We start from the raw sequence: 23485 nt of genomic DNA, 5'->3' as shown, positions 1-23485 counted from the left end.
GAAAAACGAGCCCCGAAGGGCCCGTTCAGGTCTCACGTTTTCCAGGCGTTCAAGTTTACTGGATTTTTCCGATGCTGCGCAGGAATGCGCGGTGCGCCTCGACCAGTGCCTTGGCTTCCGGCGTCTTTTCGGCCCAGCCATCCCAGGCACGTTGTGCGCCCGCGCGGAATTCGGCGCGGTCTTCCGGCGACCAGTCATAGAGCTTCACGCCCTGTTCCTTCAACGTGGCAGCGGCTTCCTCGTTGGCGATATGGATCGACATCGACGTCTTGAAGGCCAGCGCCTGGGTCGCCGTTTCGATGATCGCCTTGATGTCGTCCGGAAAGCTGTTCCAGACGTCGAGGTTGAAAGTCACATGGTCCACCGGCATGGAGTGGAAGCCCGGATAGGTGGCGTGGCCGACGATGTCATAAAGTCCAAGACCGACATTGTTGGCAAGGCTCGAAGCATCGGCACCGTCAATGATGCCGGTTTCAAGCGAAGTGAACACTTCGGTGAAATCGATGACGATCGGCGATGCACCCAGTTCGGCGAAGATTTCGGTTTCGAGGCCGGGAGGCGAACGGAATTTCCAGTCCTTCAGGTCTTCCGGTCCCGCGATGGGCCGAGACGAGGACATGGCTTCCTGACCACCGGTCCACCAGCCGACGAGATGCATGTTGTGCGCCTCGTACAACTCGTTCGCAGCCTCCTTGCCGCCACCGAAATAGTAGAAGCTGTACAGCTCCCACGGCGTGTCGTAGCCGCCCATCGGGTCGCCCACGAACTGGAAGGCGGGGTTTTTACCGGTCTGGTAAGCGCCGCCATGCATTTCGCCGTCGAGGATGCCGGTCGCAGCGGCGTCGAACCCTTCCACGGTCGCGACGACGGCCGACGACCAGAACATTTCGATCTCGACACGGCCACCGGACATGCGCTCGATATTGTCGATGAATTCCTGCGCAAGCTTACCCGAAACGGCTTCGGGTGAGTAATGCGTCTGTATGCGAAGATTGAAGTCGGCCGCAGATGCGCCGGTCGCAATCCCGGCGGACAAGGCGGCGATGGCCACCAGACTCGTGAATTTCATGATCTCTTCCTCCCAGTTCCGTTGTTCCCTCCCAGGAAAACGCGGGGCCCGTGCCGTTTTTCCCGGTCAGCGAGCAGTCCCGAATTCTACAGCTAAAGAGAACGCGCGGACATGTCAATAATTGCTATACCTGCAAATTTTTGCTTGGTATACCAAATGCAGATAAAGGCATTGATGGACCCCCTTCGTCAATGCCGGAAACCCGAACCGTTTTCGAGACCGCCTGTGGCATTGAAACAAGACAACATGATCGACCTTCCATCCCTGCCGCGCCAGCGGCTCGGCGAACAAATCGCCGATGTCCTGCGCGAACAGATCCTGCTGGGGCAGTTGCCGCCGGGGAAAAACATCCCGGAACGCGAGACTGCGGCTGCGCTCGGCGTCAGCCGGACACCCTTGCGCGAGGGGTTGCTGGTGCTGGAGTCGGAGGGGCTGATCGAAATGTCACCTTCCAAAAGTCCGGTCGTGGCAAATCCTTCCTTTGTCGAGGTAAGCCATCTGCTGCTTGTTCAGTCGGCGCTGGAGGGACTGGCTGGGGAATGTGCCTGCGACGCGGCCACCCAGGACGAAATCGACAGGATCGAGGCAAAGCACCGGATGATGCTCGCCAACGTGGAGGAACCTGACCAGATCAAGTTCTTCCAGATCGACATGTCGTTTCACGAGGCCATCGTCGCCTCGACGAAGAACCCGTCGCTGATCAAGACCCACAAGCAGTATCACTCACGGCTGTGGCGCGTCCGGTTCCTGTCCGCGCGGGACCGGTCTGCCCGGGACAAGGCCATGATCGATCATGGCCGGATCGCCGAGGGTCTGCGCCTGCGGGACAAGGAGCAGGTGTCCGGAGAAATGAGAGACCATCTCAGGCGGGCCATCGACAACATCAGGATCGTGTTTTCCGAGGAGGAGGCCGCCACGGCGTCCGACAGCTGACCGGGGCAAGGCCGCAATGGACGACTATCGCTCACGGTATTCAGCCAAATCAAAATCAAGGTCGCAGGAATGGTTCGACAATCCGAACAATCCCGCGATGACGGCGCTCTATCAGGAGCGCTACCAGAACAGCGACTTCATGGCGGAGGAACCTCAGTCCGGCACCTCCGAGAGCCCTTCGATTCGCAACGCATCGCCGGAAGCCGCCATCGGTGGCGGGCTGGCGTTGCTCAAGAATGGTGACACGGTGCGGCTGGGTCTGAACAACCGCACACTCGACACTCTGGTCGATGAGGCAGACTGGACCGCAAGGCGGGAAAACTGGTCGCCGCCGGATCTGGAGAACCAGACACCCTGGCAGGAACTTTGCCGCGCGAACGTCGGCCAGTTCGCCGACGGGGGCTGTCTCGAAATGGCAACGTCCTACCGGAAGGTCAGGCACATGTTGCCGCGCGACAGCCACTGACCGCCGGGTTCGGTGCAACAGACACCGGCCTGAGAAGCCAGTCGTAGCGGGAGTTGATGAATTGACCGACCAGCTTTTCGACGTATCGGAGAAGATCGTCCTGGTATCGGGCGGCAGCCGGGGGATCGGTCTGGCGATGGCCGGGGCGCTGGCTGCGCGCGGTACGCGGGTGATCATCACGGGCCGCGATGAGGAAACCTTGCGGACCGCCTGTGCTGCGGCGGCGAACCGGATGACCTTCGAAACCTGTGACGTCAGCGAAACGGATACGATTGCCGCCTGTGTCGACAGGGTCGTTGCCGACGTCGGCCGGATCGATGCCTTGATCAATTGCGCGGGCGTGAACACCCGCAAGCCGGCGGTGGACTATACCCCCGAGGAATTCGACAAGATCATGGACATCAATCTGCGCGGCGCGTTCTTCATGGCGCAGGCCGTCGGCAAGCAGATGATCCGGCAGGGCGAAGGCTGCATCATAAACGTCGACAGCCTGTCCACTTTCAGTTCGCTGGCCCAGGTCGCGCCTTACGGCATGTCGAAATCCGGCCTGTCCAGCATGACCCGCGCGCTGGCGCTGGAATGGGGCAGTCACGGCATCCGGGTGAACTCGCTGGCGCCAGGCTTTATCCTGACGGATCTGACCGAAAAACTCTGGTCGGACCCGAACCTGCAGTCCTGGAACAAGACGGTGACGCCGCTCGGACGCATGGGACGGGTGGACGACCTTGTCGGCACGGCGATCTTTCTGATCTCGTCGGCATCCGCCTTCCTGACGGGCCAGACGATCAGGGTGGACGGCGGCGCCTCATGCGGCATCAACTGGCCGATCGACGGAAAATTCGAGGTGACACTGCGCACATGAAGCCGTCCGCTTTCATGGATTTCCATGAAAGCGGAGTTATTTTGGCGGGTTAGCGCAGCTCCGCGGCAGCGTCGTCCGGCACGGGAGCGGGCTGTTGCTTCGTGTCGGCAAAGGCGGGAACCGCAGCCTCGAACGCATCCAGCCAGGCGACCAGACGGGGATGGCCCTGGCGCCAGTCGCCGCCAAAGCGCATGTCGAGGTAGCCAAGGGCGCAGGCGAGCGTCAGTGTGCCGGCGGTGACGTCAGCCTGGGTCGACGGTGCTGCCGGTGTTCTTTCCTCGAAGTATGCCAGGCCACGTTCGACTTTCGCGCCGTGATAGGCATCCCAGGCCGGATCGCGGTATTGAGGCTGCTTGAACCGCTTCTCGTAAACCCGGAGGATGGCCGCATCCATGATGCCGTCTGCCAGGGTCTGGTCGCGCAGCACGGAAAACCGGGCTTCGCCATCGGGAAAGAGCGTGTTCCCGCCAGCCAGGAAATCCAGATACTCCAGAATGACGGCGCTGTCGTACAGAACGTCGCCGTTTTCCAGGATCAGCGCGGGGATCTTGCCGAGCGGATTCTGGCCGCGAATGCTGTCGGACGGGTCGGCCGTGTTGGTATCTTCGACCGTGACACGGTCCTTCAGGCCGAGGATCGCCATGGCGATCTTGACCTTGCGGCCAAAGGGGGAGGGGGGCGAGGAACGAAGGATCATCATGGTCCGGACTCCAGAACTGCAGGGGCGGGATTGGGGGACGTCTAGCGAGTGCGCCTAATGGGGGCGCCTAACTGGGCACTTAAAGGGACGCCTATCGGGGGCGTGGTGGTGGAACTGTCAGCTTGCCGGACCGGCAACCGGTCCGGTCGACTTCGCGGCAGGCCCGGAATTCCAGATCCCTGGTCAGGCAGATCCGGACTTCCTCGAGCTCTCCCCGGTCGCAGGTCACGGCCATGCCGTTTTCACTCAAACCGGAGTTGGCGAGGCGAAAGGCCTTCTCGACCGTTGCGGGGGCTGATTTTCCCGGCTTGTCGAGGGTGCGAAATACGCCGGGAACGGTGATCTTTCCATAGGCCCGGCGGGTCAGGTCGAAATACTCCTCGGGCGGCAGTCCCGAGCAGGTGCCATGCTTGCGCCACTGATGGAACACGAGGTTGTGGCTCGGCATGATGTCTTCCATGGACACGGCGATCCGGCGGTCGATGCGCTGCGGCGCACCGGGGCAGCTTTCTGGGTAGCCCCGCTCGTATTGCGGCCACAGCCCGTGAACGACAAAGCGGAACGCATTGCTGACGTCGCATTGATGGCGGCTGGCGTTCTGGCCTTCCTGCTTGCAGTAGGTGGGCGACCAGGACAGGGCCAGAACATAGAAATCGAAATCGCCCGCTTCATCTGACCTGGCAGGCTGGCCGAGCAGCATGATCGGCAGACAGATGGTCAGGAGGCAGAAGGTCAGAAGGCGGGCCGGCAAGTCCCGGCAACGGGTCGATCGCGACATCCGGAAAGGTCTTTCGCTATGAACCGCGGCTCAGTGCGGGCGCACGGTGCTGCAGCCGACGCCATAGACCCGCCAGGTGTCGAGCGGTGACAGGCAGGCTTCGACGTTCCAGCCGACACCGACAAAGCCGGCGTGTTCCTCGACCATGTACTGGACGGACTGGAAACTGCCGTCGGAAAGACCGGCCTTGCCCCGGCAATACCGGCGCGCCACCGGGCTGACACCGTTCTGCCCGTAGCCGACTTCACTGATCTCGTCGAGGCTCAGGATCGTGCGGCCGCCGTAGTAGTCCTTGCGGGCCCGGGCAATGGCGCCCGAGACAGCGCTCTTTACCGAAGCCGCGGTGCAAACCGGCAGCCGGTTTTCGCTGGAAAACGAAAAATAGACACGATGATCGTCGGCAATGGCCGGGGCCGAAAGGCTAGCGCTCAAGGTCAGCGCCGACAGGGTCAAACGGACGAAACGGGCAAATCGCACGGCTAAACTCCGGAAGGGGGACTGTGTGGAGACGATGGGGGAGGCGGGTCGGAAGGTCAAGCGCAGATCCGGTCAATTGTGACCGGTCGCCGCGTTATTCGACGATGAGTTGCGTAACGTTCCAGCCTGCGCCCGGTCCCTGATGCAACACATCGGCAAGCCAAGGCAGAACCAGCCGCATTTCATCGGCAAGTGTGTAAGGCGGATTGACCAGAGTCATGCCGGACCCCAGCATTCTCGTGTCGGGGCCGCTCCTGCCGGTGCTCAGTTCCAGCGTCAGCACATCCCGCAGGCCCGCTTCGCTGAGGCTTGCGTGCATCCGGCGGATCTCCCGGACATCTTTCAGCGGGTACCAGAGCGCATAGGTCCCGCCCGGCCACTTCCTGAAGGCCCTGACCAGCGCATCGCCCATACGGTCGAACTCGTCCGTCACCTCAAAGGCCGGATCGATCAGAACCAGACCGCGTTTTTCCTTCGGCGGCAGAAAACCGGCCATGGCCAGCCAGCCGTCCAGATGGATCGTCTTGACCTGGTGGTCACCGGCAAACTGCTCCGAGAGGACCCTGAAATCCTCCGGATGGAGTTCCGTCAGCGTCAGACGGTCAGTCTTTCGCAGCAGCTGGCGTGCGACGACCGGGGAACCGGGATAATACTGGAGTTTGCCGTCCGGATTGAGGTCACGCACGACGCCGAGCCAGGGCCCCAGCAGGGCGGCGACAGGCTCCGGGGTATCCGCCGAGAGCACCTTGGCAATGCCCTGTTGCCACTCGCCGGTCTTCTGGGTTTCCACTGACGTCAGGTCGTACAGGCCGATGCCGGCATGGGTGTCCAGGACGCGGAAGGGCTTGTCCTTGCGCTGGAAATAAACGATGAGCCGGGACAGAACGATGTGTTTCAGGACATCGCCGATATTGCCGGCGTGATAGGCGTGGCGGTAGTTCACGATGCGATGCCGGACTGGGGTTCGGGCGCCCGCTTCAGGTAGACGACGGCCTTGTCGCCGTGGTCGGCGCGGCCGATCTCCTCAAATCCCAGCCGGTTGTGAAAACGCAGGGACCCCGGATTGGGCGGCCGTTCGTTGACTTCGCAGATGAAACTTCTGCCTGTTCCGGCGAACTTCCGGAACAGCGCGGCATAGAGCGCATCGCCGATCTGGCGGCCGCGCCTGTCCGCGTCCACGGAAATCCGGTCCGTGTAGGCAAAATGGGAAACGCGCTCGCTGAGCCAGCGATAATTGCGGCTGTCGTAGTCCAGTCCGTCGCCAAGGCACAGCAGGGAACCGGCCGGAACGCCATCGATTTCGGCAACAAGGCAGATCAGCGCGCCGTTGATGAGGTCCAGCAGTTCCTCGGCGGTGAGACCGTTCACGTTCGGAACAGCAGCGTTGTTGATTTGCAGAAGCCGGTCGAGATCGCCCGGCAGAAACGGACGGATGATCGGGGAGGAGGGAACGTCTGATGCCATCAAGTCACCTGGTAAAAACGGGTCATGTTCACCGTCGCGGTACGGCGCCTTATAGGCGGTGCGGAACTTCGTGAACAGTGTCCGCGCAGACATGCCTTAAATAAACAAGGGCGCAGCCGATGCCGCGCCCTGAAGTGAAGGGAAAAATCCTGCGTCACGAAGACAGTCCCGTCAGGGCCTATTCTCCGGCAGGCGAAGTGTCCGGCGCGTCGCTGCCGTCTTCCTCGAGAACCTGCAGGTTGACCGCCTTGGGTCCCTTGCCGCGCCGATCCGGCTCGGTCTCGAACGAGATGCGCTGGCCGCTGTCGAGCGAGGACAGTCCGGAGCGTTCCACGGCCGAAATGTGAACGAACACGTCGGTGTCGCCTTCTTCCGGCGTGATGAAGCCGAAGCCCTTGTCGGACTTGAAGAACTTCACAGTTCCGGACTGACGCGGACCGCGTTCCATCGGTGGCCCGTCCTGGCGCGGCTGGCGAAAGCCGTCGCCGCCTTCGCGCTGTCCATAGCCACCGCCGCCTTCACGGTTGCCGCCATATCCACCGCCGCCGCCGTAGCCGCCGCCTTCGCGGTTGCCGTATCCGCCGCCACCCTGACGATTGCCGCCATAGCCGCCACCGCCCGCGCGGTTGCCGCCGTAGCCACCGCCACCTTCGCGCTGTCCGTATCCGCCGCTGCCTTCACGGTTGCCACCGTATCCGCCGCCGCCTTCACGGTTGCCGCCGTATCCGCCGCCGCCTTCACGGTTGCCGCCGTATCCGCCACCGCCTTCACGGTTGGCGCCGTAGCCGCCACCGCCGTCACGGTTGCCGCCGTATCCGCCACCGCCTTGCCGGTTGGCGCCGTAGCCGCCACCGCCGTCACGATTTCCGCCGTAGCCACCGCCATTCCTGTCGTCGCGGCCGTGGCCGCCTCCGAACTCACCGCTTCGTCCACCCCGGTAGCCGCCGTCCCGGCCACCGCCAAAATCACCGCCGAAATCGCTTCCGCCAAAGTCACTGCCGAAGTCTTGCGGACCGCCAAACTCGCGCTTGCCGCCGCGCCGACCACGCGACCTCCGGTCCGAATCGCCATCGTGCATTACCAAATCACCTTAGTTTCTGTGCCGTGATGGCACATAACGACCAATCTCACCCGCCTTCTCAGTCGAGTCGCTTTCCTCATGCGCACGGTGTGCGCCTGATCAACATTCCAGGAGCGGGTTGAAACAAACTTGCCGCATCCCTCTCCAACCGCTGCCCCATCATCATAAGGTCGGAAAAGACGAAATCGCAAGAAAATCCTTGGGCCGCGCGCTAATTCGGGGCCTTTTGGGGAGGCCAGGTGCTTGACCAATTGGACAAGTCGGGTGCCGTACCGTCACATGTCGTTCTGGTGGCCTCCTCCAGAAGCACGAGGCCGGTGCCGTTCCAGACCCAACGGTTCCAGAGGCCGCATTCACCGACACCGGAGCCCTTGAAGTAGCTGATCAGCTGCTGATCGGCAGGGACCCACTTGGCGTTGTAGATCAGATCGGTTGCGACCGGCCCCTTCTCGGACATGCGCGCGACTTGGACCTGCCGGGCCGCGCCATCCTTGCCGGACAGCACCGCGACATAGGGGCTGTTGTAGGCCGTGGGCGCGCCGCACGGGATGATGTAGAGCGAGGCGTCCTCGGCCAGCGGCACCCTGACGGCATTGAGGCTGGTGAAGATGGTCGGATCGATCCGGGAACACAGGCGGTTGGCCGACCAGACCGCCGCGACTTCCGGTGGAAGCTGGTCGGCACTCATGAGAGCGATCGCATGGGGCGCATCCGTGGCAGGGTCAGTGCCGGGAGCGACGATGGCCGACAAGGTTCCGGTGCGGTTCTGGCGATTGTCGAGCCACAGCAGGCTTGCCTTGACGCCTTGCAGCGGGACGGGGATTGCGACCGGGTCGGCGTCCTTGGCGGCAGGCAAGTGGACCGTCAGTTCCCTGCCGGTGCGCATGGCCTCCAGAAGGGTCGTGGTGGCCGGGCCGGTCGGATACCAGAACCCTTCGCCGCCGAGCGGGCGGAAGCCGGCCGGTGTCTTGACGGCCGGCTGCATTTCCCGGAGCTGTTCGATGGGCAGCGCCTCGATGGCGGCGCCGTCAAGCTCGAACCGCAGGGTGCCTTCACTGGGAAGCGGCGTGTTGGTCGTCAGGCGGACGAGAGGCTGAGCTTCCGCCTGCCAGTCCCGGACGATGCGGAGATCGACCCAGACAGACTGACTGCGGGTGAAGGATGAGGAAAAGCAGACGCCGGTATTGCCGCAATCGACTGTCCACCCCTCGAAACTGGGCGCCGTCCTGCCCGGCTGCGCCATGACACCCGTGGCGGTCAGCAGAGCCGCTGCGGCGGAGATCAGCAGTGTCAACAGTCTTGGCGTCATAAGGTCCGGCTACCCGATTGTGTAAGGCATCTTCTCACAGGCCCATTCATCTTGTACGAAATGCACGCGGCAAGGTGAAGCCGCTAGTGAACAGAAACACGACACCGGGTGGCGTTGTCCCGTATTTGTTACAGTTTCGTGTAACGGGAACTGCTCCTGAAAGTTGCGACAAGGAGGCGGTCATGCCGCAAGAAAACGAGAATTCCGGCATGGCCGAGCCGGGCGACAGCGACTTTCCGCCGATCCAGGTGATGGTCATCGTGGTGTCCGCATTCCAGCAGAACTGTTCGCTGATCTGGGACCCGGCCACCCTGCGCGGCACGGTGGTCGATCCGGGCGGCGATATCGACCGGATTCTCGCAGCCATCGAGAAACAGGGTGTCACGGTCGAAAAGATTGTCCTGACCCACGGGCACATCGACCATGTCGGCGGGGCCGCCGATCTGGCCGAAGCACTGAAGGTGCCCGTGGAAGGCCCGCATGAAGCCGACCGGCCGCTGATCGAACGGGTTGCCGACCAGGCGGCGCAGTTCGGTGTCGATGGTGTGAGGCCGGTGACGCCCGACCGCTGGATGGTGGAAGGTGACACCGTCGAGATCGCCGGGCGCCAGTTCGACGTGCTGCATTGTCCCGGACATTCGCCCGGCCATCTGGTGTTCTTCGACAAGGAACTCAGGTTCGCGATTTCGGGAGATGTGCTGTTTGCCGGATCGATCGGCCGTACCGACCTGCCGGGCGCCGATCACGCCACGCTGATCCGCTCCATCAAGGAAAAACTGCTGCCGCTCGGCGATGACGTCTCGTTCCTGCCCGGTCACGGACAGGCCTCGTCGATCGGTCATGAACGCGAAACAAACCCGTTTCTGACATGAGGTCTACAACAGGGCTTGCAGATCCTCGATACGGTCGTTGACCAGCCAGCCGTAGTAGTTTTCCCGGGGCCAGGCCTGGCCGCTGCGCCGGAACCTGGCAGCCCGGCTCCAGGGATCGCCAAGATTGTAGAGCGTGGCCGTCAGGCCGGGATTTCCCGAGATATCGACCTTGCCGACGGACTTGTAGGCGGCGATGGCATCCTGGATGATCGCCGCCATGTAGTGCAGCGAGATGTTTGGATCCATGGTGGCCTTGTAGACCTCCCTGGGATTGGAGGCCTCCAGTTTCCGGTAGTTGCTCTGGCGGGCGACCCGGTCCGTCATTTTCAGCACCGTGAGCGGGCTCAATTGCCCGAGGCCGAAGCTCTGACCTGAAAACAGGGGCTGGAAGAATGCTTCGTTGAAATTCTTTTTCGGGAAGCGCGTGCCATCGACCTTGCGGCCCCGGAACTTGCTGTTCCAGACATTCTCGTAGCAGGACCAGCGCCGGTCGCTGCTCTTTTGAACGTGCTCCTTGCGGCAGCGGTCGAACTGGGGGCGCTCGATGAAGGTGTCGACATGCTCGCCGTCGAGTTCGAATTCAAAGCGGATACCTGCATAGGACAACGCCTTGACGTAATACGACTGGGCACTGTCGAGCGTGTCGTAATTGTAGGTGTGTTCCCCGACAATGGCGCCGATCAGGTGGATCGGCTCGATGCCGTACCGGGAAGCCACACGCTTGATGGATCCGAGCAGGCGCCGGTCACGTTTGAGAACCGCCAGGACCTTGTCGAACTTGGCATCGTAGGAGGATTTCGAGGCGGCGGTCCGGCGGGAAGAGGCGAAGGGAATCTTCGGCTGGGACCGGTACCGGTTGCCCTCGGGTACGGCCCGGACCGATTGCGCCAGCGCGTCGCCGATGAATGCGACCGGCAGCACGAGCGGGCCGGTCAGCATCGCGACAAGCAGACATGTGCTCGCCAGTCGGGCGGCGAAGCTAAGCTGAGGGGTCTTCGTGCACATCTTGACCGTTCTGCGTCTGCCATTGTTGTGTATGACGCGACGGGAACAAACCTTCGCGCCGACGAGCCATAGCTGTCCCCCACAGCCCGCCAATTGCCACCGAAATTCTTTCATCCTGCAAATTGCCCCCAGAAAAGACCACTGCCGCACTCAAGATGCAACAGGTTCCTTGCTGTAGCGCGGGGGCATCAACAAAGAAGTGATGACGGTCACAACCCTTGCGTTTGACCGGGGTCTTGCGACTTCAGGGTGCTGCTGGCCGGGCCCATGCGCAGACGCACCGCTTTTGGTACACCCATGAAGTCGTAAAAGGCGGTGTGCCCACGCAAGCCGCACAACTCACGCTGAATGCTTACGTGCCAGAGCGCTTCCCCCGCCAAGGCGAGCTGCTTCTGGTACGCGCCTGCGGCCGGACCCTCCGCCGTCTCGATCTCCTTCAGGCCCGCAAGTGCCCGTTCCAGCTTTCCGGTGAGCCTAGCAAGTGTCGATGCCTTCTCGTTCAGGATTTCCTGTTCCAGGGCAGCGGCAAGAGGGTCCGTGCCGGCGGATCCGGCGTTTGCGGGCGGTCGTAAGGTCATGGCGTGCTACCGGTCGTGACGGACATTTCCAAAAATCACACGGGGGTTCTGTTCAGGGCAAGGTCTTTTTCGAACACGATCAGCCCTACCAGCGCCAGAAGCTTGAGCAGGCAGGGTATGCCTGCGTAGGTGAGGCTCAGCCCCAAGGCGAGGCCGGGCGTGACCACGCCATCGGGCTGATAGCCGAACAGTCCGAGCAGGGGCAGGGCAAGGCCGGTTGCGAGCGCGAGAGCGGATTTCGACACGAAAGCCATGATCGAAAACAGACGTGAGGCTTCCCCCTGACGCCGGTCGGCTTCGATGTGATCGGCAAGGATCGCGGGGGGCAGCGCAAGATCGGCGCCCAGCGCGAGCCCGGACAACGCGCAGACCAGCGCATAGGCGATCAGATCCCCCTGCTGCAGAAATGCCGCTCCGCTGAAGGTGAGGATGGCGACGGCGAGGGAGATCTGCCAGGCTCGCACCTTGCCGAGCCCTCGTGCAAGGCGCGTCCACAGAGGCATCGAGAGAACGCCGGACAGGAAATATATCAGCAGAAACAGCCCTGTATATGCTTCGGCATCCAGGCGGTCCCTGATGAAAAACAGGACGAGCACCGCGGGAACAGCACTGGCGAAGGTGTTCAGGCCCGTGAGTGCGAAGAAAAGCCCGCGCCAGCGGTCCCGCAGAAGGGTCCACCAGCCCGTGCCGTCTCGTCCCGCTTCCGGTGGTGTGAGCGGGGCCGTGTGCATCCACCGGACAAGCACTCCGTAACAGATGGCCAGCACCGGGAGGTATCCGAGCGCAAGCCAGTGAAAGGCCCGTGCCGGACTGCCGCCGCTTGCCAGAACGGTCGGCAGGATGGCCGCGATCAGCAATCCGACTAGACCGAAGGCTTCCCGGCTGGCGGTCACACGGGTGCGATCGGCGGGCAGCGCCCGCCAGAGCCCGCCCAGCGCCTGGTAGTTGATCGAGACCACGGAGAAGCCTGTCGTGCAGACCAGGACCGATCCCGCGAACCAGAGCAGCGGCAGCGTGGCGGGAGGATGGAACAGCATCCAGAACCCCAGACCCAGCATCACCGCGCCAATCGCGAGGATTGCGGGGCGCCTGTCATGAAATCTGTCGCTGAGACTGCCGATGAGCGGATCCTGCAAGGCATCGATCAGGCGCAGGACCAGAAGGACGGATCCCAGCGCGGCGACCGGCTGCTGCAAGGTCACGGCATAAAAGTCGGGGGCGTGCAGATAGATCGGCAACCCGGCAAAGGCCAGGGGAAAGGCCATGACGCCATATGCGGCAAGGGTCGCTCGCGTGACCGGGCGCGCCGGTTGATCTGTCACGGAGCCTGCTCCGGGCCTGAGGCGGCCGTCACGCGCCGGCGCCGACCAGCTTTGCCCTCAGGCGCGGATTGCGTGTCGAATTGCCCAGCCAGATCGCAAAGAACTTTTTCGTGAAGGCCGGGTCGTTGATCGTGCCGAGTTTTCTTCTGCCGCTGTAAAAATCCGTGGCCCCGCCGGAGGTACGCACGCCGGTCAGCGACTGACCCCTGGAGACATTCGGCAAGATGAGCCGCAGTTGCTTCTCCCAGGAGGCCAGTTGCCCGCTGGTTGCGCCGCCCTGGCGGCGGATCTCCTTGATCGAGCTTTCGGTGATGTCCTCACCCTTGAAATTGCGCAGGTAAATCAGTTTCAGGGCAAACGGGTCGGCTGCGCGGTAGGTGCCGCCCGGCGCATAGAGTTCCGCGTCGAAGACCTTGAAGCCGAACATGGTCATGCGCCCCTTGCCGACAAGCTCGGCTGACGGCACGGCGCTAGCTACTGCTGCAAGATCGGCGCGCGCATCGGTCGCCGTGAGAGTGGCTGCGAGCAGCAGGCCGCAAAGCACTGCCCTCAGGGGTTTTCGAATGTCAGGCAAGTCGAAGCGGGGCATTTTCCAGTCATCCTCCGGTGGTGACACGACGGTCAGGTGCCACAAGACTACGCATGACGTTCGTTTCCGGATTGCAGGAAGGACGCTGCGCAGGAGGAAATGCCCGATTGCGACGGATTTCCCGCCGGACAACTCAACTGTCACGGGAGCGACTACCCGGAAATCGGGCAGATTGTCTCCGGCCCGCCGCATGAAAGTGCCGTTACGGCCACCGTCATGTTTTCTTCGATTTCGCGATGCATTATACTGTTGGGTGCCGCAGACCCTTTCGAGGCCGTTTCGCGCATGCTCTCGGGGGTGTGCGAACAGCAGCGCGAGGGGCGCGGCAAGCGTTCTCCAGTCAACTATCTTTGGTATTGGGCCAGTGGTCATGAGCAACACCGATCTGAAACCGCGACTGAAGCAGGCCACCAAGGTGCAGCGGCCGAAGCTGTACAAGGTGCTGCTGCTCAATGACGACTACACGCCGCGGGAATTCGTCGTTCTGGTGCTGAAGGCGGAGTTCGGACTTGATCTGGCACAGGCGGAGGTGGTCATGATGACCGCTCATCAGAAGGGCTTGTGCGTGGTCTCCGTCTATCCGAAGGATGTTGCCGAAACAAAGGCGACACGCGCGGTCGATGCCGCGGGCAAGCTTGGCTATCCGCTTCAATTCACCGTTGAGCCGGAATAGTCCGGTCACGCGGGGACAGGATCTCCCGCGATGCCGCTGGCATGAATTCTGCTGAAGCTGCAGTCAGATACTGCAGATTTCAGGAATTGTGCCGATATGGAACCCCGCGAGACACCTCTTGCTCCGAAACAGAACAGTGCCTTGCGCAAGGTGGTCGTGACCGGCGGCCTCGGCTTTATCGGCGCGCGCGTTTTCCGGCATCTCGCCCGGCTTGAGCAGGCCGGCGAAACGTGGATTCTTGACGGCTTTACCCGTGCCGCCGATTTTCGCCGCCTTGCCCCGGCCGGTGAAACCGGCGGACTGCCGGTCATGCGCGGCGACATCCGGTCCAGGCATGATGTCGCGGCGGCGCTTCAAGGCTGCGACACGGTCGTTCACCTTGCGGCGGAAACCGGCATGGCTGGCACCTCCGCCGAGCGGCAGCGCATGTTCGACGTGAATGTGGCCGGTACGGAAACTCTCCTGACCATCGCGCGGGAGCAGGGGGTGAAGCACTTCATTCACGTGAGTTCCAGCAAGGTCTACGGCCCCTCCACCAGAACCTTGAACGAGACCGCGCCGCTGAAGCCGGTGACCCCCTATGCGGTGTCGAAGGCCATGGCGGAGGAGGCGGTCATGCTGGCGGCACATGAGGGCTTGCGGGCAACAATCCTGCGCCCGGCGGATGCGGTCGGACCGGGGCAGCGACCGGACCAGCTGTTGCCCGGACTAGTCATGAATGCGTTGAAAGGCCAACGCCTGGCGATCGAAGGCGCGGGCGTCCGGGAGAGGGAATTTCTGCCGGTCGACGACCTTGCTGCGGCCATCGGCCGTGTCGCAACCAGCGAACCCGGCGATGAGACCCTGACAATATTGAATGTGGCGGGAAAAGAGCGGTTGAGTGCGCTTGAGATTGCCGGCCGCGTGTTCCGGGCAGTGGGGCGGACCACCGGTCTGCACCCTGTGCGTGACGGGTCCCCGACCGAAGCCGGTTGCCTGCTTGACGACAGCCGCATCCGCGCGCTCGGCTATCGTCAGCAAAGCTCGGTCGAGGCAGAGCTGCGCGCCATCTGCGATGGTTTGCGGGCCCGTGCCCGCCGGCTTCACGTCTCTCTCTGACCGGTTTCGATGCACCAAGGTCCCGGACGATGCGCCCGGGGCCTTGTCTCGACAGTCATGTCCGTCAATGCCTTTCGGCCAATCTAGTCGCGCAGTTTGACGATCTTGTCGTCGCCGCCGCCCGGTGCGTCGTCATCGGGGCCATCGTCGCCGTCGGCATCGATGTTCATCGGCTCGAATTCTCTCGGCAGCGGCTCGGTGATACCGAGTTCCACGGCAGGATCGACACCCAGGGTGATGCCGAGCTCTTCCGCCGGTCCCTTGCCTTCCATGGCCATCTGGTAGTTGGTGATGACCGACTTGAGTTGAACGATCTGCTCGTTGGCGGTGTCGACCTGGATCTTGTAGCGCTGCAGGCGCTTGTTTTCCTCGATGAGGTCTTCCAGGTTGTCGGCGAATTTCTGGTTCTGATTGCGCTGGTGGTTCAGGTCCGTCAGGGCTGAGTTGTAACGCAGGTTCAGTTCACGCAGCTTGGCGGTGGTCGCCATCAGCTCGTTGCGGTCCTTCTCGTGGTTCTTCTGAGCGCTGTCGAGCAGGTGTTCGATTTCCTGCATGCGCTTGATAAGGTCCCGGTTGCGCTCCTTGAGAGTGGAATTCTCGCGCGCCATCTCCTGCAATGACTGAGCGCCGATGCGGCGCTGTGAGGAGAGGTTCTCGATTTCAGCATTGAGCGCATAGACCTCGTTGTCGTGCTTGCGCTGTTCTTCCTCCAGCCGGGACTTGGCATAGGCCAGTTCCTGGTTGGTGACGTCCAGATGCGACTTGAGATCGATATTGTCGTTGCGGAACTCGCCGAGTTCGCGCTTGGCCGATTCCAGATCGCTGGAGGCCTGGTTGTTCTTGCGGACTTCGTCTTCCAGCAGCTTGGCGCTTTCGGACAGGTTCTGCTGAAGTTCCTTTTCCCGGTGCCGGACGGCTTCCAGATCGGAACCGAGGCCCTCGGCATGTTTCTCGAGAGTCTCGAACTTGGCCTTGAGGTCGTTGAGCTGACCGGACAAGTCGGAGACCTGGGAATTGGCTTCGACCAGCTTGGCGCTCTGGAGGCGGTATTCCTCGTTGACCTTCTTGTTGTTGTCGCGGATCGAGACGATGTCGTTGCGCGCCGTCTCCAGTGCGGTCCGGGTCTCGGTGGCGCGCTTGCGCAGGGAATGGACTTCCGCCTGGGCGTCTTCCAGCTGGGTGGTGAGCGTCTTCACCTTGTGATGGGCATCGAGCAGGTCGGTGGAGATCTTGGCGTTTTCCGACTTCAGCCGGACCTCGGTCTCGACGCTCGTGCGGGATGCTTCCAGGAATTCCGCCATCATGCGGATCGAGGTCTGGCTTTCCGCCGCGAAGGCTTCCATCTGCTCGAAGGTCTGATTGAGCCCGCCGACACGGGTCTTCAGACCGTCGAGCTGGTTCATCTTTTCCTGCATTCTCAGGGCGAACGGAGACAGATGCTCGACATTGCTCTGACCGGATGTCTCAATGGCGGCCTGGATGTCGGTGTCATCCGTGCCGGTCTCGACCTGCTGCTCCTGACTGTCGCCGGGGCGCGAGGTTTTCGAGAAAATGCCCATTCCTGTCTCCTGACTTCCTCACCGGAGCCGCCGGTGAGAGATACGCAATACGTTCATTCTTTTTTAACCCATAAGACGGGTGGGTTTCAACGACTCAGCGGGATTCTTGTCGAGAATACATTGTTAAGTGTTACCTTCAAAAGACAGATATCCCCGGTATTTTAACGGAATTGCGCCTATGGTTAACGGCGATGACCTGCCCTTGCCCGCGCGGTCCATACCGCCCGTGCGCCATTTCGACCCCAGCCCTCCGGAGCTCCGCATGCGTTCTTTCATTCCCGCCGCCCTGATCTGCCTCGTCCTTGCCGTGCCCGCCTCGGCCTACCAGCAATTCGTGACCTACCGGATCGCCGGCAAGGACATCCTTGCCATTGCGATGCTCGAGCATGTTGACGAGAATCCGGCCGGGTTGACGTTGAAGGTCGCCCCGGGCGGGGGCGCCGCGGATGAAATCCTGATCGAATCCGACGGCGGCCTCGATGATTGCAGGACCGAGCTGGAGTATATCGTGGGATCGGAGTCCGCCTATGCGGAGATCGTCATCGACATGAATGCCCGGACCATGAACGGCGTCATGGTGGTGCAATGCGCGACCTTTCACGGTCTGTTCGGCGACTGACAACCGGAAGGGCCGCTCACCGGGAACAGTCGATCTCAGCCGCCCATTTCGTCGATGGTCCAGTTGAGCGGCCAGCCTTCGGGCGGTCCGGTGACGCCGTCACAGCCGGATTTTTCCAGATATTCGACCAGAGTGTAATTGCCGCTTTCGGCCTCGACTTCGTGGCGTTCGAAGGCGCCGCAGTCGTAATTGGGCGAATAATAGGTGGTGCCGGTGACGTTGCCCGTGTCCGGATCATAGAAAAGATTGTTGACCAGCGCGTGGTTGGGCTGGTTGAAGCCCGGCGGGGTCTCGAATTCCTTCCATTCGTCGAGCGAGGGATCGAACGGGATGTGGATGGCCATGTAGTAAGGCACGTTGGCGTCGGCCATCTGGCAGGGCACGATCCAGGTCTCGACGTCGCCTTCGGCGAAATATTTCGCTCCGAACGCGGGCACGGTCTCCTCAAGCTGGCAGTCGAGCGTGCGGTAACCCATCATCTGGATGGAGTCCGGGATCTCGCTCACCGCATAAACCTGGCCGAGCGCGCCGCGGTCGATGCCGCTGTTGTTCAAGTCTTGCGAGGGCATGATCGGCGGCGGCAGGTCACTCTGCTGGGGCGCCGGGGGAACTGCCGGGGCAGCGGGTTGCGGTTTGGCCGGGCTTGCGGTCTGTGGGGCGGCCGCGATGCGCGTTTCCTGTTCCGCCGGCAGGCCGCCCCAGGCGACAATTGCGTCGAGGCGGCCGATGCGGCCCTGTTCCTCGTCAATTCTCAGAAGGGCGTGGGTGATCCCGGACAGCGACACCCGGTAGGTCAGCGTGCCGGTGGCGCCGCCGAACTCGATCTGGATGGCCGCCACCTCGCCCATGCGCAGCTTTTCCATCAGGTCACGGTCCGCGTCACCGCCGAAGGTCATCTCGTTGCCTTTGTAAACCTTGCTCACCGTGCCGAAATAGCCGTAGTTTTCCTCTTCGATGCTCTCTATCTCGATCCGTGCCGGCAGACCGGTCTGCAGCTTCGTTGCCGGATCGAAGGTCACATACACCTGGCTCTCCGCCTTGGCACCACGCTCGATCTTCAGCCGGAACGCCTCGCCGTTGGAGGCCTCGCCCGCTGTTTCGGCAATGCAGTAATTCTTGGCGTTGCAGGACACCGCCCAGTCGTCAAAGCCGGTTTTGCCGAGTTCCGCAGCCGCGTGACCGCAGGCCAGAGCGCTGACGAGCAACGTCAAGATAAAACGCATGATCGATATCTCCCCCGTGCGATGACCGGTAAACTCCATCGCCTGTCCATGGTTCAGGACCTTCGAAACCGGCCCCTGTCTGTCCCGAATGCTTCACGGCACCTTTGGCGGCGACGACCGGGAAGTCAATGGCTTCCTTTTGGGGGAGGGTCACCGGTTGGCGGGCCGGCCCAGGGGGCGGGCGGCGGAAGCGACCGGACCGCAGTTGCCTCGGCCTTGGCCGAGCGACGGGGATCCAAAGAAAGCGGCGGCGCGGGAATGCGGACCACAGGGCACTTCTGTCATTGACAATCTTCACCGGTCCATTTCATGTGGCCGCGGCGCTCCGAATGGGCGCAGGCGGCCGGACTTTCCGGTCCGCCCCGAGTTTCTTCAATCGATCGATTTTTCATGAGGCAGCCATGCGACTGACACCCCCGTCCTTTATCGTTTTCCTGATTTCCCTGGCACTGTTCGTCATTGCCGTCCTGCCGCTCGCCGGCATCGCCGTGCCCGCCGTCGGCGTGTCCACAATCTACCTCCTGATCGCGTCCTGGGCCGTGCTGGCGGCCGGCGTGCTGTTCAAGGGGATCTGAGGGGAAACGGAGTTCGCTTACGCTCACGCTGATGTGCTGGGTTCCGGGTCGGCGCGCAGCTTCGCTGCACTTGCCCGGAATGATGGTGGAGAGGCTGAAACACCTATCCCACCACCGTCATTCCGGGCGGTCTGCAGCGAAGCTGCATGGCCTGACCCGGAACCCAGCGCATCTGTCATGCCGAAGGCATGTCCAGATCCAGATTGCAAAACACCGCCGCACCCGAAATACTTGAGGCATGCCCGCCCATGTCACCATCCTCGCCTCACGCAGAAACGGCACGCTTTACATCGGTGTGACCACGGACCTGCCGCGGCGGATGTTCGAACATCAAAACGGCCTGATCTCTGGCTTCTCGACGACCCATGGCGTCACCCGCCTCGTCTACGCCGAGGAACACGCCCGCATCGAGGACGCGATCGCGCGGGAGAAGCGGCTGAAGACATGGAAGCGGGCGTGGAAGCTCGACCTCATCGAGGCGAGCAATCCGGACTGGCTGGACCTGACGGCGACAGGGCTGGCGTGAAGTGGAGTTCGCTGCGCTCACGCTGATCCGCTTGGTTCCGGCTCTGGCCATGCAGCTTTCGCTGCAGACCGTCCGGAATGACGGGTGGAGAGGGTTGCGCGAAAATCCAACCACCACTGCACTTGCCCTGTATGACGGTGGAGAGGCTGAAACACACCGCCAACCGCCGTCATTCCGGGCAAGTGCAGCGCAAGCTGCGCGCCGACCCGGAACCCAGCGGGTTCTTCCTGCCGAAGGCATGTCCGCTTTAACTCTTGTCTACTGCCCCGGCCGGGCCTTCGGCTTGACCAGTTTCAGCATGAGGAAGAGGCAAAGGATCGCCGTGACGACAGCCATCAGCGGCCCGACGGTTACAGCGATGCCCATGGCGATGCCGCCGTCCCTGTCCGGGCCGTCTATGGCGACGAAGATCGGATAGGCGACCACAAAGGCTGCGACATATCCGACGACGGCACCAATTATGGCACCCAGAATGGCCAGGATGGCGCGCATGAACTTTTCCAAAAAACTGGTATTCGGGGAAGGTTAGCCTGCGGCGGTAATGATTGAAAGTGGTCGCGGCCCTCTGCGTATTGGTCTCACACGACCGGCATGAGAACGCCGGTGGGCAACATGCTCTCTGGAGACAGTCGTTTCCAGAGCGACCGCTTCACTGCCCCGGCCGTCCACTCTTCTTCGGCCGGCCTCTTTGCCGCTTTTCTTCCGCCGGATCCTCATAGGACCCTGCGCCGATTTTTGCCCGCGCCACCGGCTTCGGATCGTCTGATCCCAATGGCACTTCCGTGCGGCCGACGGTCATCTCGTCGAGGGAATTTTTGCGCACCTTTGCGCTTGGAGCGGGCAGGGCGGTCTTGTCTTTTGCGGCCCGCGCCTTGTCCCGGGCGGTTTGTTTCTTCTTGCCCGACGCGCCTTCCTTGGTGCCGCCGGCGCCGAAGGCGCGGTCGCCGCGGTAGCCGCCGGTCTTGTCGTCGACGGCGGACTGGCGGGCCATGGCGTCGTCGGCAACCGCCAGTTCGGTCTGCTGCAGGCGCTTGATCTCGTCGCGCAGGCGCGCGGCGGTCTCGAAGTCGAGATCGGCGGCGGCGTCGCGCATCTTCTTTTCCAGGTCGGCGATATGGGCGGTGAGGTTGTGGCCGACGAGGGAGCCTTCCTCGGCGAAGCCGGCATCGACGGTGACATGGTCCTTCTCGTAGACGCTGTCGAGAATGTCGGCGATGTTGCTCTTGACGCTTTCCGGGGTGATGCCGTGCTCTTCGTTGTAGGCGAGCTGCTTCTCGCGGCGGCGGTTGGTTTCCGCGATCGCCCGGTCCATGGAGCCGGTCATGCGGTCGGCGTAGAGCACGACCTTGCCGTCGACGTTCCGGGCGGCGCGGCCGATGGTCTGGATCAGCGAGGTTTCGGAACGCAGGAAGCCTTCCTTGTCGGCATCGAGAATGGCGACCAGCGCGCATTCGGGAATGTCGAGGCCCTCGCGCAAAAGGTTGATGCCGACCAGCACGTCGAAGGCACCGAGGCGCAGGTCGCGCAGGATCTCGATGCGTTCCAGCGTGTCGATGTCGGAATGCATGTAGCGCACGCGCACGCCGTTCTCGTGCAGATATTCGGTCAGGTCCTCGGCCATGCGCTTGGTCAGGGTGGTCACCAGGGTGCGGTAGCCCTTCTGGGCCACCTCGCGGACTTCGCCGAGAAGATCGTCGACCTGGCTGGTGGCAGGACGGATTTCCACCGGCGGGTCGATCAGGCCGGTTGGCCGGATGACCTGTTCGGCGAAGACGCCACCGGACTGGTCGAGTTCCCAGGAGCCGGGGGTGGCGGAGACCGCGACCGATTGTGGCCGCATGGCGTTCCATTCCTCGAAGCGCAGCGGCCGGTTGTCCATGCAGGACGGCAGGCGGAAACCGTATTCGGCCAGCGTCGCCTTGCGGCGGAAATCGCCCCGGTACATGGCGCCGATCTGGGGAATGGTGACGTGGCTCTCGTCGGCGAAGACGATGGCGTTGTCGGGCAGATATTCAAACAGGGTGGGGGGCGGCTCGCCCGGCTTGCGGCCGGTGAGGTAGCGCGAATAGTTCTCGATGCCCTGGCAGGAGCCGGTCGCCTCCAGCATTTCAAGATCGAACATGGTGCGCTGTTCCAGCCGCTGAGCCTCCAGCAGGCGGCCGTGGGCGTTGAGCTCCTCCAGCCGGCCTTTCAGCTCGGCCTTGATCGACTTGGCAGCCTGGTTCAGGGTCGGTTTGGGCGTCACATAGTGCGAATTGGCGTAGATCTTGACGCTTTTCAGCTCACCGGACTTCTGGCCCGTGAGCGGGTCGAATTCGGTGATCGCCTCGATCTCGTCGCCGAACATGGAAATGCGCCAGGCGCGGTCCTCGTAGTGGGCCGGGAACAGTTCGATGGTGTCGCCGCGCACCCGGAAGGTGCCGCGCTGGAAGGCGGCGTCGTTGCGCTTGTACTGCAGGGCCACCAGGTCGGTGATGAGCTGGCGCTGGTCCATGCGCTCGCCGACCTCGATGGCGAAGGTCATGGCGGTGTAGGTCTCGACGGAGCCGATACCGTAGATGCAGGACACGGAGGCGACGATGATGACGTCGTCGCGCTCAAGCAGCGAGCGGGTGGCCGAGTGGCGCATCCGGTCGATCTGCTCGTTGATCGAGCTTTCCTTCTCGATATAGGTGTCCGTGCGCGGCACGTAGGCTTCCGGCTGGTAATAGTCGTAGTAGGACACGAAATACTCGACCGCGTTGTCCGGAAAGAACGACTTGAACTCGCCGTAGAGCTGGGCGGCCAGGGTCTTGTTGGGGGCCAGGATCAGCGCGGGGCGCTGGGTCCGGTCGATCACCTGGGCCATGGTGTAGGTCTTGCCCGAGCCGGTGACACCGAGCAGCACCTGGGTCTGTTCACCGCTGGTCATGCCCTCGACCAGGTCGGCGATGGCGGTCGGCTGATCGCCGCGCGGCTCGTAGGCCGATTTCAGGACGATCGGCACGCCGCCTTCCGACTTCTGCGGACGCTCCGGCCGGTGCGGCACCCACAATTCGCCGTTCTTGTGCAGCGGGTTGCCGCTTTCGATCAGCGCGGACAGCGCCTCCACGGTCGCGGTGGCGCCCTGGTTGCCGGTCAGCTCGCCGAACTTGCTTTCCTTCTTTTTCTTGTTGTCCTTCTTGTGCTGCTTGAGCTGCTTTTCGAGGCTTTCGGCCTCTTCCAGCGACATGTCGAGACCTGCGACCGGGTTCAGGCCCCCGGCCGCCCGCTCGCGGGCATTGTCGGCCTTGCCGATGGAGGTGCCGCGGGCCGACCTGGTGGGTTTGGGTTGCTTGGCACTCGCGGTTTTTTTGGCGCTCACGGCCGCGACGGGCTTCGCCCTGGCCTCCGCGGGGGCGGCCTGACCGGCCCCCCGGGTCTTGCCCTTGGCAAGCCCGAGGACAGGCTCTGCGCCGTCGCGCTTGCCTCCGCTTTGCTCCGGAGTTTCTTTTCCCCCAGCAACTTTTTTCGGTGCGGGCTTTTCGGCTTCCTCAGAAATCTCCGCCGCCCAATCGGAAATCGAGCCGGAAAGAGGCGTGCCGGACAGGGGCTTCTGCGGTGCTTCGCCGAAGCCTTGCGGGGAGATCGTGTCGTCGGAAAGGGTTTTGGTGGGGCGTTTGCTCATGCCCTGCAATATGGCTCGGTTGGACGCGTGAGAAAAGGGGCCGGTTGCGGCTTTGTTCCGG

25 protein-coding genes are annotated in these 23485 nt (G+C 62.7%); 9 read left to right on the top strand and 16 right to left on the bottom strand.

Translation table 11 applies throughout. The features are described from left to right. Positions 1-55: 55 nt before the first annotated feature. Positions 56-1069: a TRAP transporter substrate-binding protein gene (locus WNZ15_RS23055; RefSeq protein WP_342895382.1), complete on the bottom strand. Its 1014-nt coding sequence runs from the start codon at positions 1067-1069 to the stop codon at positions 56-58. A 246-nt stretch (positions 1070-1315) separates the two neighbouring features. Here WNZ15_RS23055 and WNZ15_RS23050 point away from each other — a divergent pair, with 246 nt between their 5' ends. The 3 genes from WNZ15_RS23050 to WNZ15_RS23040 all read left to right on the top strand — a co-directional run bounded on the left by WNZ15_RS23050 (position 1316) and on the right by WNZ15_RS23040 (position 3330). Then, positions 1316-2002 (top strand): GntR family transcriptional regulator, encoded by a 687-nt coding sequence (locus tag WNZ15_RS23050; protein WP_342895381.1) that lies wholly within the window; start codon positions 1316-1318, stop codon positions 2000-2002. 16 nt (positions 2003-2018) lie between these two features. Then, positions 2019-2468 carry a dihydroxy-acid dehydratase gene (locus WNZ15_RS23045; RefSeq protein WP_342895380.1) on the top strand — a complete coding sequence of 150 codons (450 nt, stop codon included), beginning with the start codon at positions 2019-2021 and terminating at the stop codon, positions 2466-2468. A gap of 61 nt (positions 2469-2529) precedes the next feature. Then, the gene (locus WNZ15_RS23040; RefSeq protein WP_342895379.1) at positions 2530-3330 is read left to right on the top strand and encodes a glucose 1-dehydrogenase; all 801 of its coding nucleotides are present in this window, start codon (positions 2530-2532) and stop codon (positions 3328-3330) included. A 49-nt stretch (positions 3331-3379) separates the two neighbouring features. Here WNZ15_RS23040 and WNZ15_RS23035 read toward each other — a convergent pair whose 3' ends face one another. From WNZ15_RS23035 to WNZ15_RS23005, 7 genes are all read right to left on the bottom strand, one after another. Next, positions 3380-4030, bottom strand: a complete 651-nt coding sequence (locus tag WNZ15_RS23035) for a glutathione S-transferase family protein (RefSeq protein WP_342895378.1) — start codon at positions 4028-4030, stop codon at positions 3380-3382. Positions 4031-4121: 91 nt separating this feature from the next. Further along, positions 4122-4808 (bottom strand): ribonuclease T, encoded by a 687-nt coding sequence (locus WNZ15_RS23030; protein ID WP_342895377.1) that lies wholly within the window; start codon positions 4806-4808, stop codon positions 4122-4124. Between the two features lie 30 nt (positions 4809-4838). Beyond that, positions 4839-5285, bottom strand: coding sequence for a cytoplasmic protein (locus WNZ15_RS23025; protein ID WP_342895376.1), 447 nt, complete (start codon positions 5283-5285; stop codon positions 4839-4841). Between the two features lie 94 nt (positions 5286-5379). Next, complete coding sequence (gene rlmJ / locus WNZ15_RS23020; protein WP_342895375.1) at positions 5380-6228, bottom strand: 23S rRNA (adenine(2030)-N(6))-methyltransferase RlmJ; 849 nt, start codon at positions 6226-6228, stop codon at positions 5380-5382. Next, the gene (locus WNZ15_RS23015) at positions 6225-6749 is read right to left on the bottom strand and encodes a GNAT family N-acetyltransferase (protein ID WP_342895374.1); all 525 of its coding nucleotides are present in this window, start codon (positions 6747-6749) and stop codon (positions 6225-6227) included. The genes rlmJ and WNZ15_RS23015 overlap by 4 nt, the downstream gene beginning before the upstream one ends. Before the next feature lie 178 nt (positions 6750-6927). Further along, positions 6928-7827, bottom strand: coding sequence for a cold-shock protein (locus WNZ15_RS23010; protein ID WP_342895373.1), 900 nt, complete (start codon positions 7825-7827; stop codon positions 6928-6930). A 214-nt stretch (positions 7828-8041) separates the two neighbouring features. After that, positions 8042-9139 carry a DUF1176 domain-containing protein gene (locus tag WNZ15_RS23005; protein WP_342895372.1) on the bottom strand — a complete coding sequence of 366 codons (1098 nt, stop codon included), beginning with the start codon at positions 9137-9139 and terminating at the stop codon, positions 8042-8044. A gap of 209 nt (positions 9140-9348) precedes the next feature. On the opposite strand from WNZ15_RS23005, the gene WNZ15_RS23000 reads away from it, so the two are divergent. After that, positions 9349-10011: an MBL fold metallo-hydrolase gene (locus tag WNZ15_RS23000; protein WP_342895519.1), complete on the top strand. Its 663-nt coding sequence runs from the start codon at positions 9349-9351 to the stop codon at positions 10009-10011. A gap of 3 nt (positions 10012-10014) precedes the next feature. Here the strand turns inward: WNZ15_RS23000 and WNZ15_RS22995 are convergent, their stop codons facing one another. From WNZ15_RS22995 to WNZ15_RS22980, 4 genes are all read right to left on the bottom strand, one after another. After that, positions 10015-10950 carry a DUF1402 family protein gene (locus tag WNZ15_RS22995; protein ID WP_342895518.1) on the bottom strand — a complete coding sequence of 312 codons (936 nt, stop codon included), beginning with the start codon at positions 10948-10950 and terminating at the stop codon, positions 10015-10017. A gap of 275 nt (positions 10951-11225) precedes the next feature. Next, the gene (locus WNZ15_RS22990) at positions 11226-11594 is read right to left on the bottom strand and encodes a DUF6665 family protein (protein WP_342895371.1); all 369 of its coding nucleotides are present in this window, start codon (positions 11592-11594) and stop codon (positions 11226-11228) included. A gap of 35 nt (positions 11595-11629) precedes the next feature. Beyond that, the gene (locus tag WNZ15_RS22985) at positions 11630-12916 is read right to left on the bottom strand and encodes an MFS transporter (RefSeq protein WP_342895370.1); all 1287 of its coding nucleotides are present in this window, start codon (positions 12914-12916) and stop codon (positions 11630-11632) included. 28 nt (positions 12917-12944) lie between these two features. Then, positions 12945-13505, bottom strand: coding sequence for a chalcone isomerase family protein (locus tag WNZ15_RS22980; protein WP_342895369.1), 561 nt, complete (start codon positions 13503-13505; stop codon positions 12945-12947). Between the two features lie 370 nt (positions 13506-13875). Here WNZ15_RS22980 and clpS point away from each other — a divergent pair, with 370 nt between their 5' ends. Further along, complete coding sequence (gene clpS / locus WNZ15_RS22975; protein WP_342895368.1) at positions 13876-14178, top strand: ATP-dependent Clp protease adapter ClpS; 303 nt, start codon at positions 13876-13878, stop codon at positions 14176-14178. Positions 14179-14274: 96 nt separating this feature from the next. Beyond that, entirely contained in the window at positions 14275-15276 is a 1002-nt protein-coding gene (locus WNZ15_RS22970; protein ID WP_342895367.1) for an NAD-dependent epimerase/dehydratase family protein, read from the top strand. An 83-nt stretch (positions 15277-15359) separates the two neighbouring features. Here WNZ15_RS22970 and WNZ15_RS22965 read toward each other — a convergent pair whose 3' ends face one another. Then, on the bottom strand, positions 15360-16835 hold the full coding sequence (locus WNZ15_RS22965) for a hypothetical protein (protein ID WP_342895366.1): 1476 nt from the start codon (positions 16833-16835) through the stop codon (positions 15360-15362). 262 nt (positions 16836-17097) lie between these two features. Between WNZ15_RS22965 and WNZ15_RS22960 the strand changes: the two genes are divergently transcribed. Beyond that, on the top strand, positions 17098-17454 hold the full coding sequence (locus tag WNZ15_RS22960; RefSeq protein WP_342895365.1) for a hypothetical protein: 357 nt from the start codon (positions 17098-17100) through the stop codon (positions 17452-17454). A 35-nt stretch (positions 17455-17489) separates the two neighbouring features. Here the strand turns inward: WNZ15_RS22960 and WNZ15_RS22955 are convergent, their stop codons facing one another. Continuing rightward, positions 17490-18677, bottom strand: coding sequence for a DUF1176 domain-containing protein (locus tag WNZ15_RS22955; protein WP_342895364.1), 1188 nt, complete (start codon positions 18675-18677; stop codon positions 17490-17492). Between the two features lie 401 nt (positions 18678-19078). On the opposite strand from WNZ15_RS22955, the gene WNZ15_RS22950 reads away from it, so the two are divergent. Both WNZ15_RS22950 and WNZ15_RS22945 read left to right on the top strand, forming a co-directional pair. Then, positions 19079-19252 carry a hypothetical protein gene (locus WNZ15_RS22950; RefSeq protein WP_342895363.1) on the top strand — a complete coding sequence of 58 codons (174 nt, stop codon included), beginning with the start codon at positions 19079-19081 and terminating at the stop codon, positions 19250-19252. A 238-nt stretch (positions 19253-19490) separates the two neighbouring features. Next, positions 19491-19778, top strand: coding sequence for a GIY-YIG nuclease family protein (locus WNZ15_RS22945; RefSeq protein WP_342895362.1), 288 nt, complete (start codon positions 19491-19493; stop codon positions 19776-19778). Positions 19779-20036: 258 nt separating this feature from the next. Here the strand turns inward: WNZ15_RS22945 and WNZ15_RS22940 are convergent, their stop codons facing one another. Both WNZ15_RS22940 and uvrB read right to left on the bottom strand, forming a co-directional pair. Next, on the bottom strand, positions 20037-20270 hold the full coding sequence (locus tag WNZ15_RS22940) for a hypothetical protein (protein ID WP_342895361.1): 234 nt from the start codon (positions 20268-20270) through the stop codon (positions 20037-20039). 157 nt (positions 20271-20427) lie between these two features. Further along, positions 20428-23424 carry an excinuclease ABC subunit UvrB gene (gene uvrB / locus WNZ15_RS22935; RefSeq protein WP_342895360.1) on the bottom strand — a complete coding sequence of 999 codons (2997 nt, stop codon included), beginning with the start codon at positions 23422-23424 and terminating at the stop codon, positions 20428-20430. Positions 23425-23485: the final 61 nt, after the last annotated feature.

Source organism: Roseibium sp. AS2 (assembly GCF_038900065.1).
Classification (GTDB): Bacteria; Pseudomonadota; Alphaproteobacteria; order Rhizobiales; family Stappiaceae; genus Roseibium.
The sequence above is the reverse complement of the archived record's forward strand: the minus strand, read 5'-3'. Positions and strand labels throughout refer to the sequence as shown.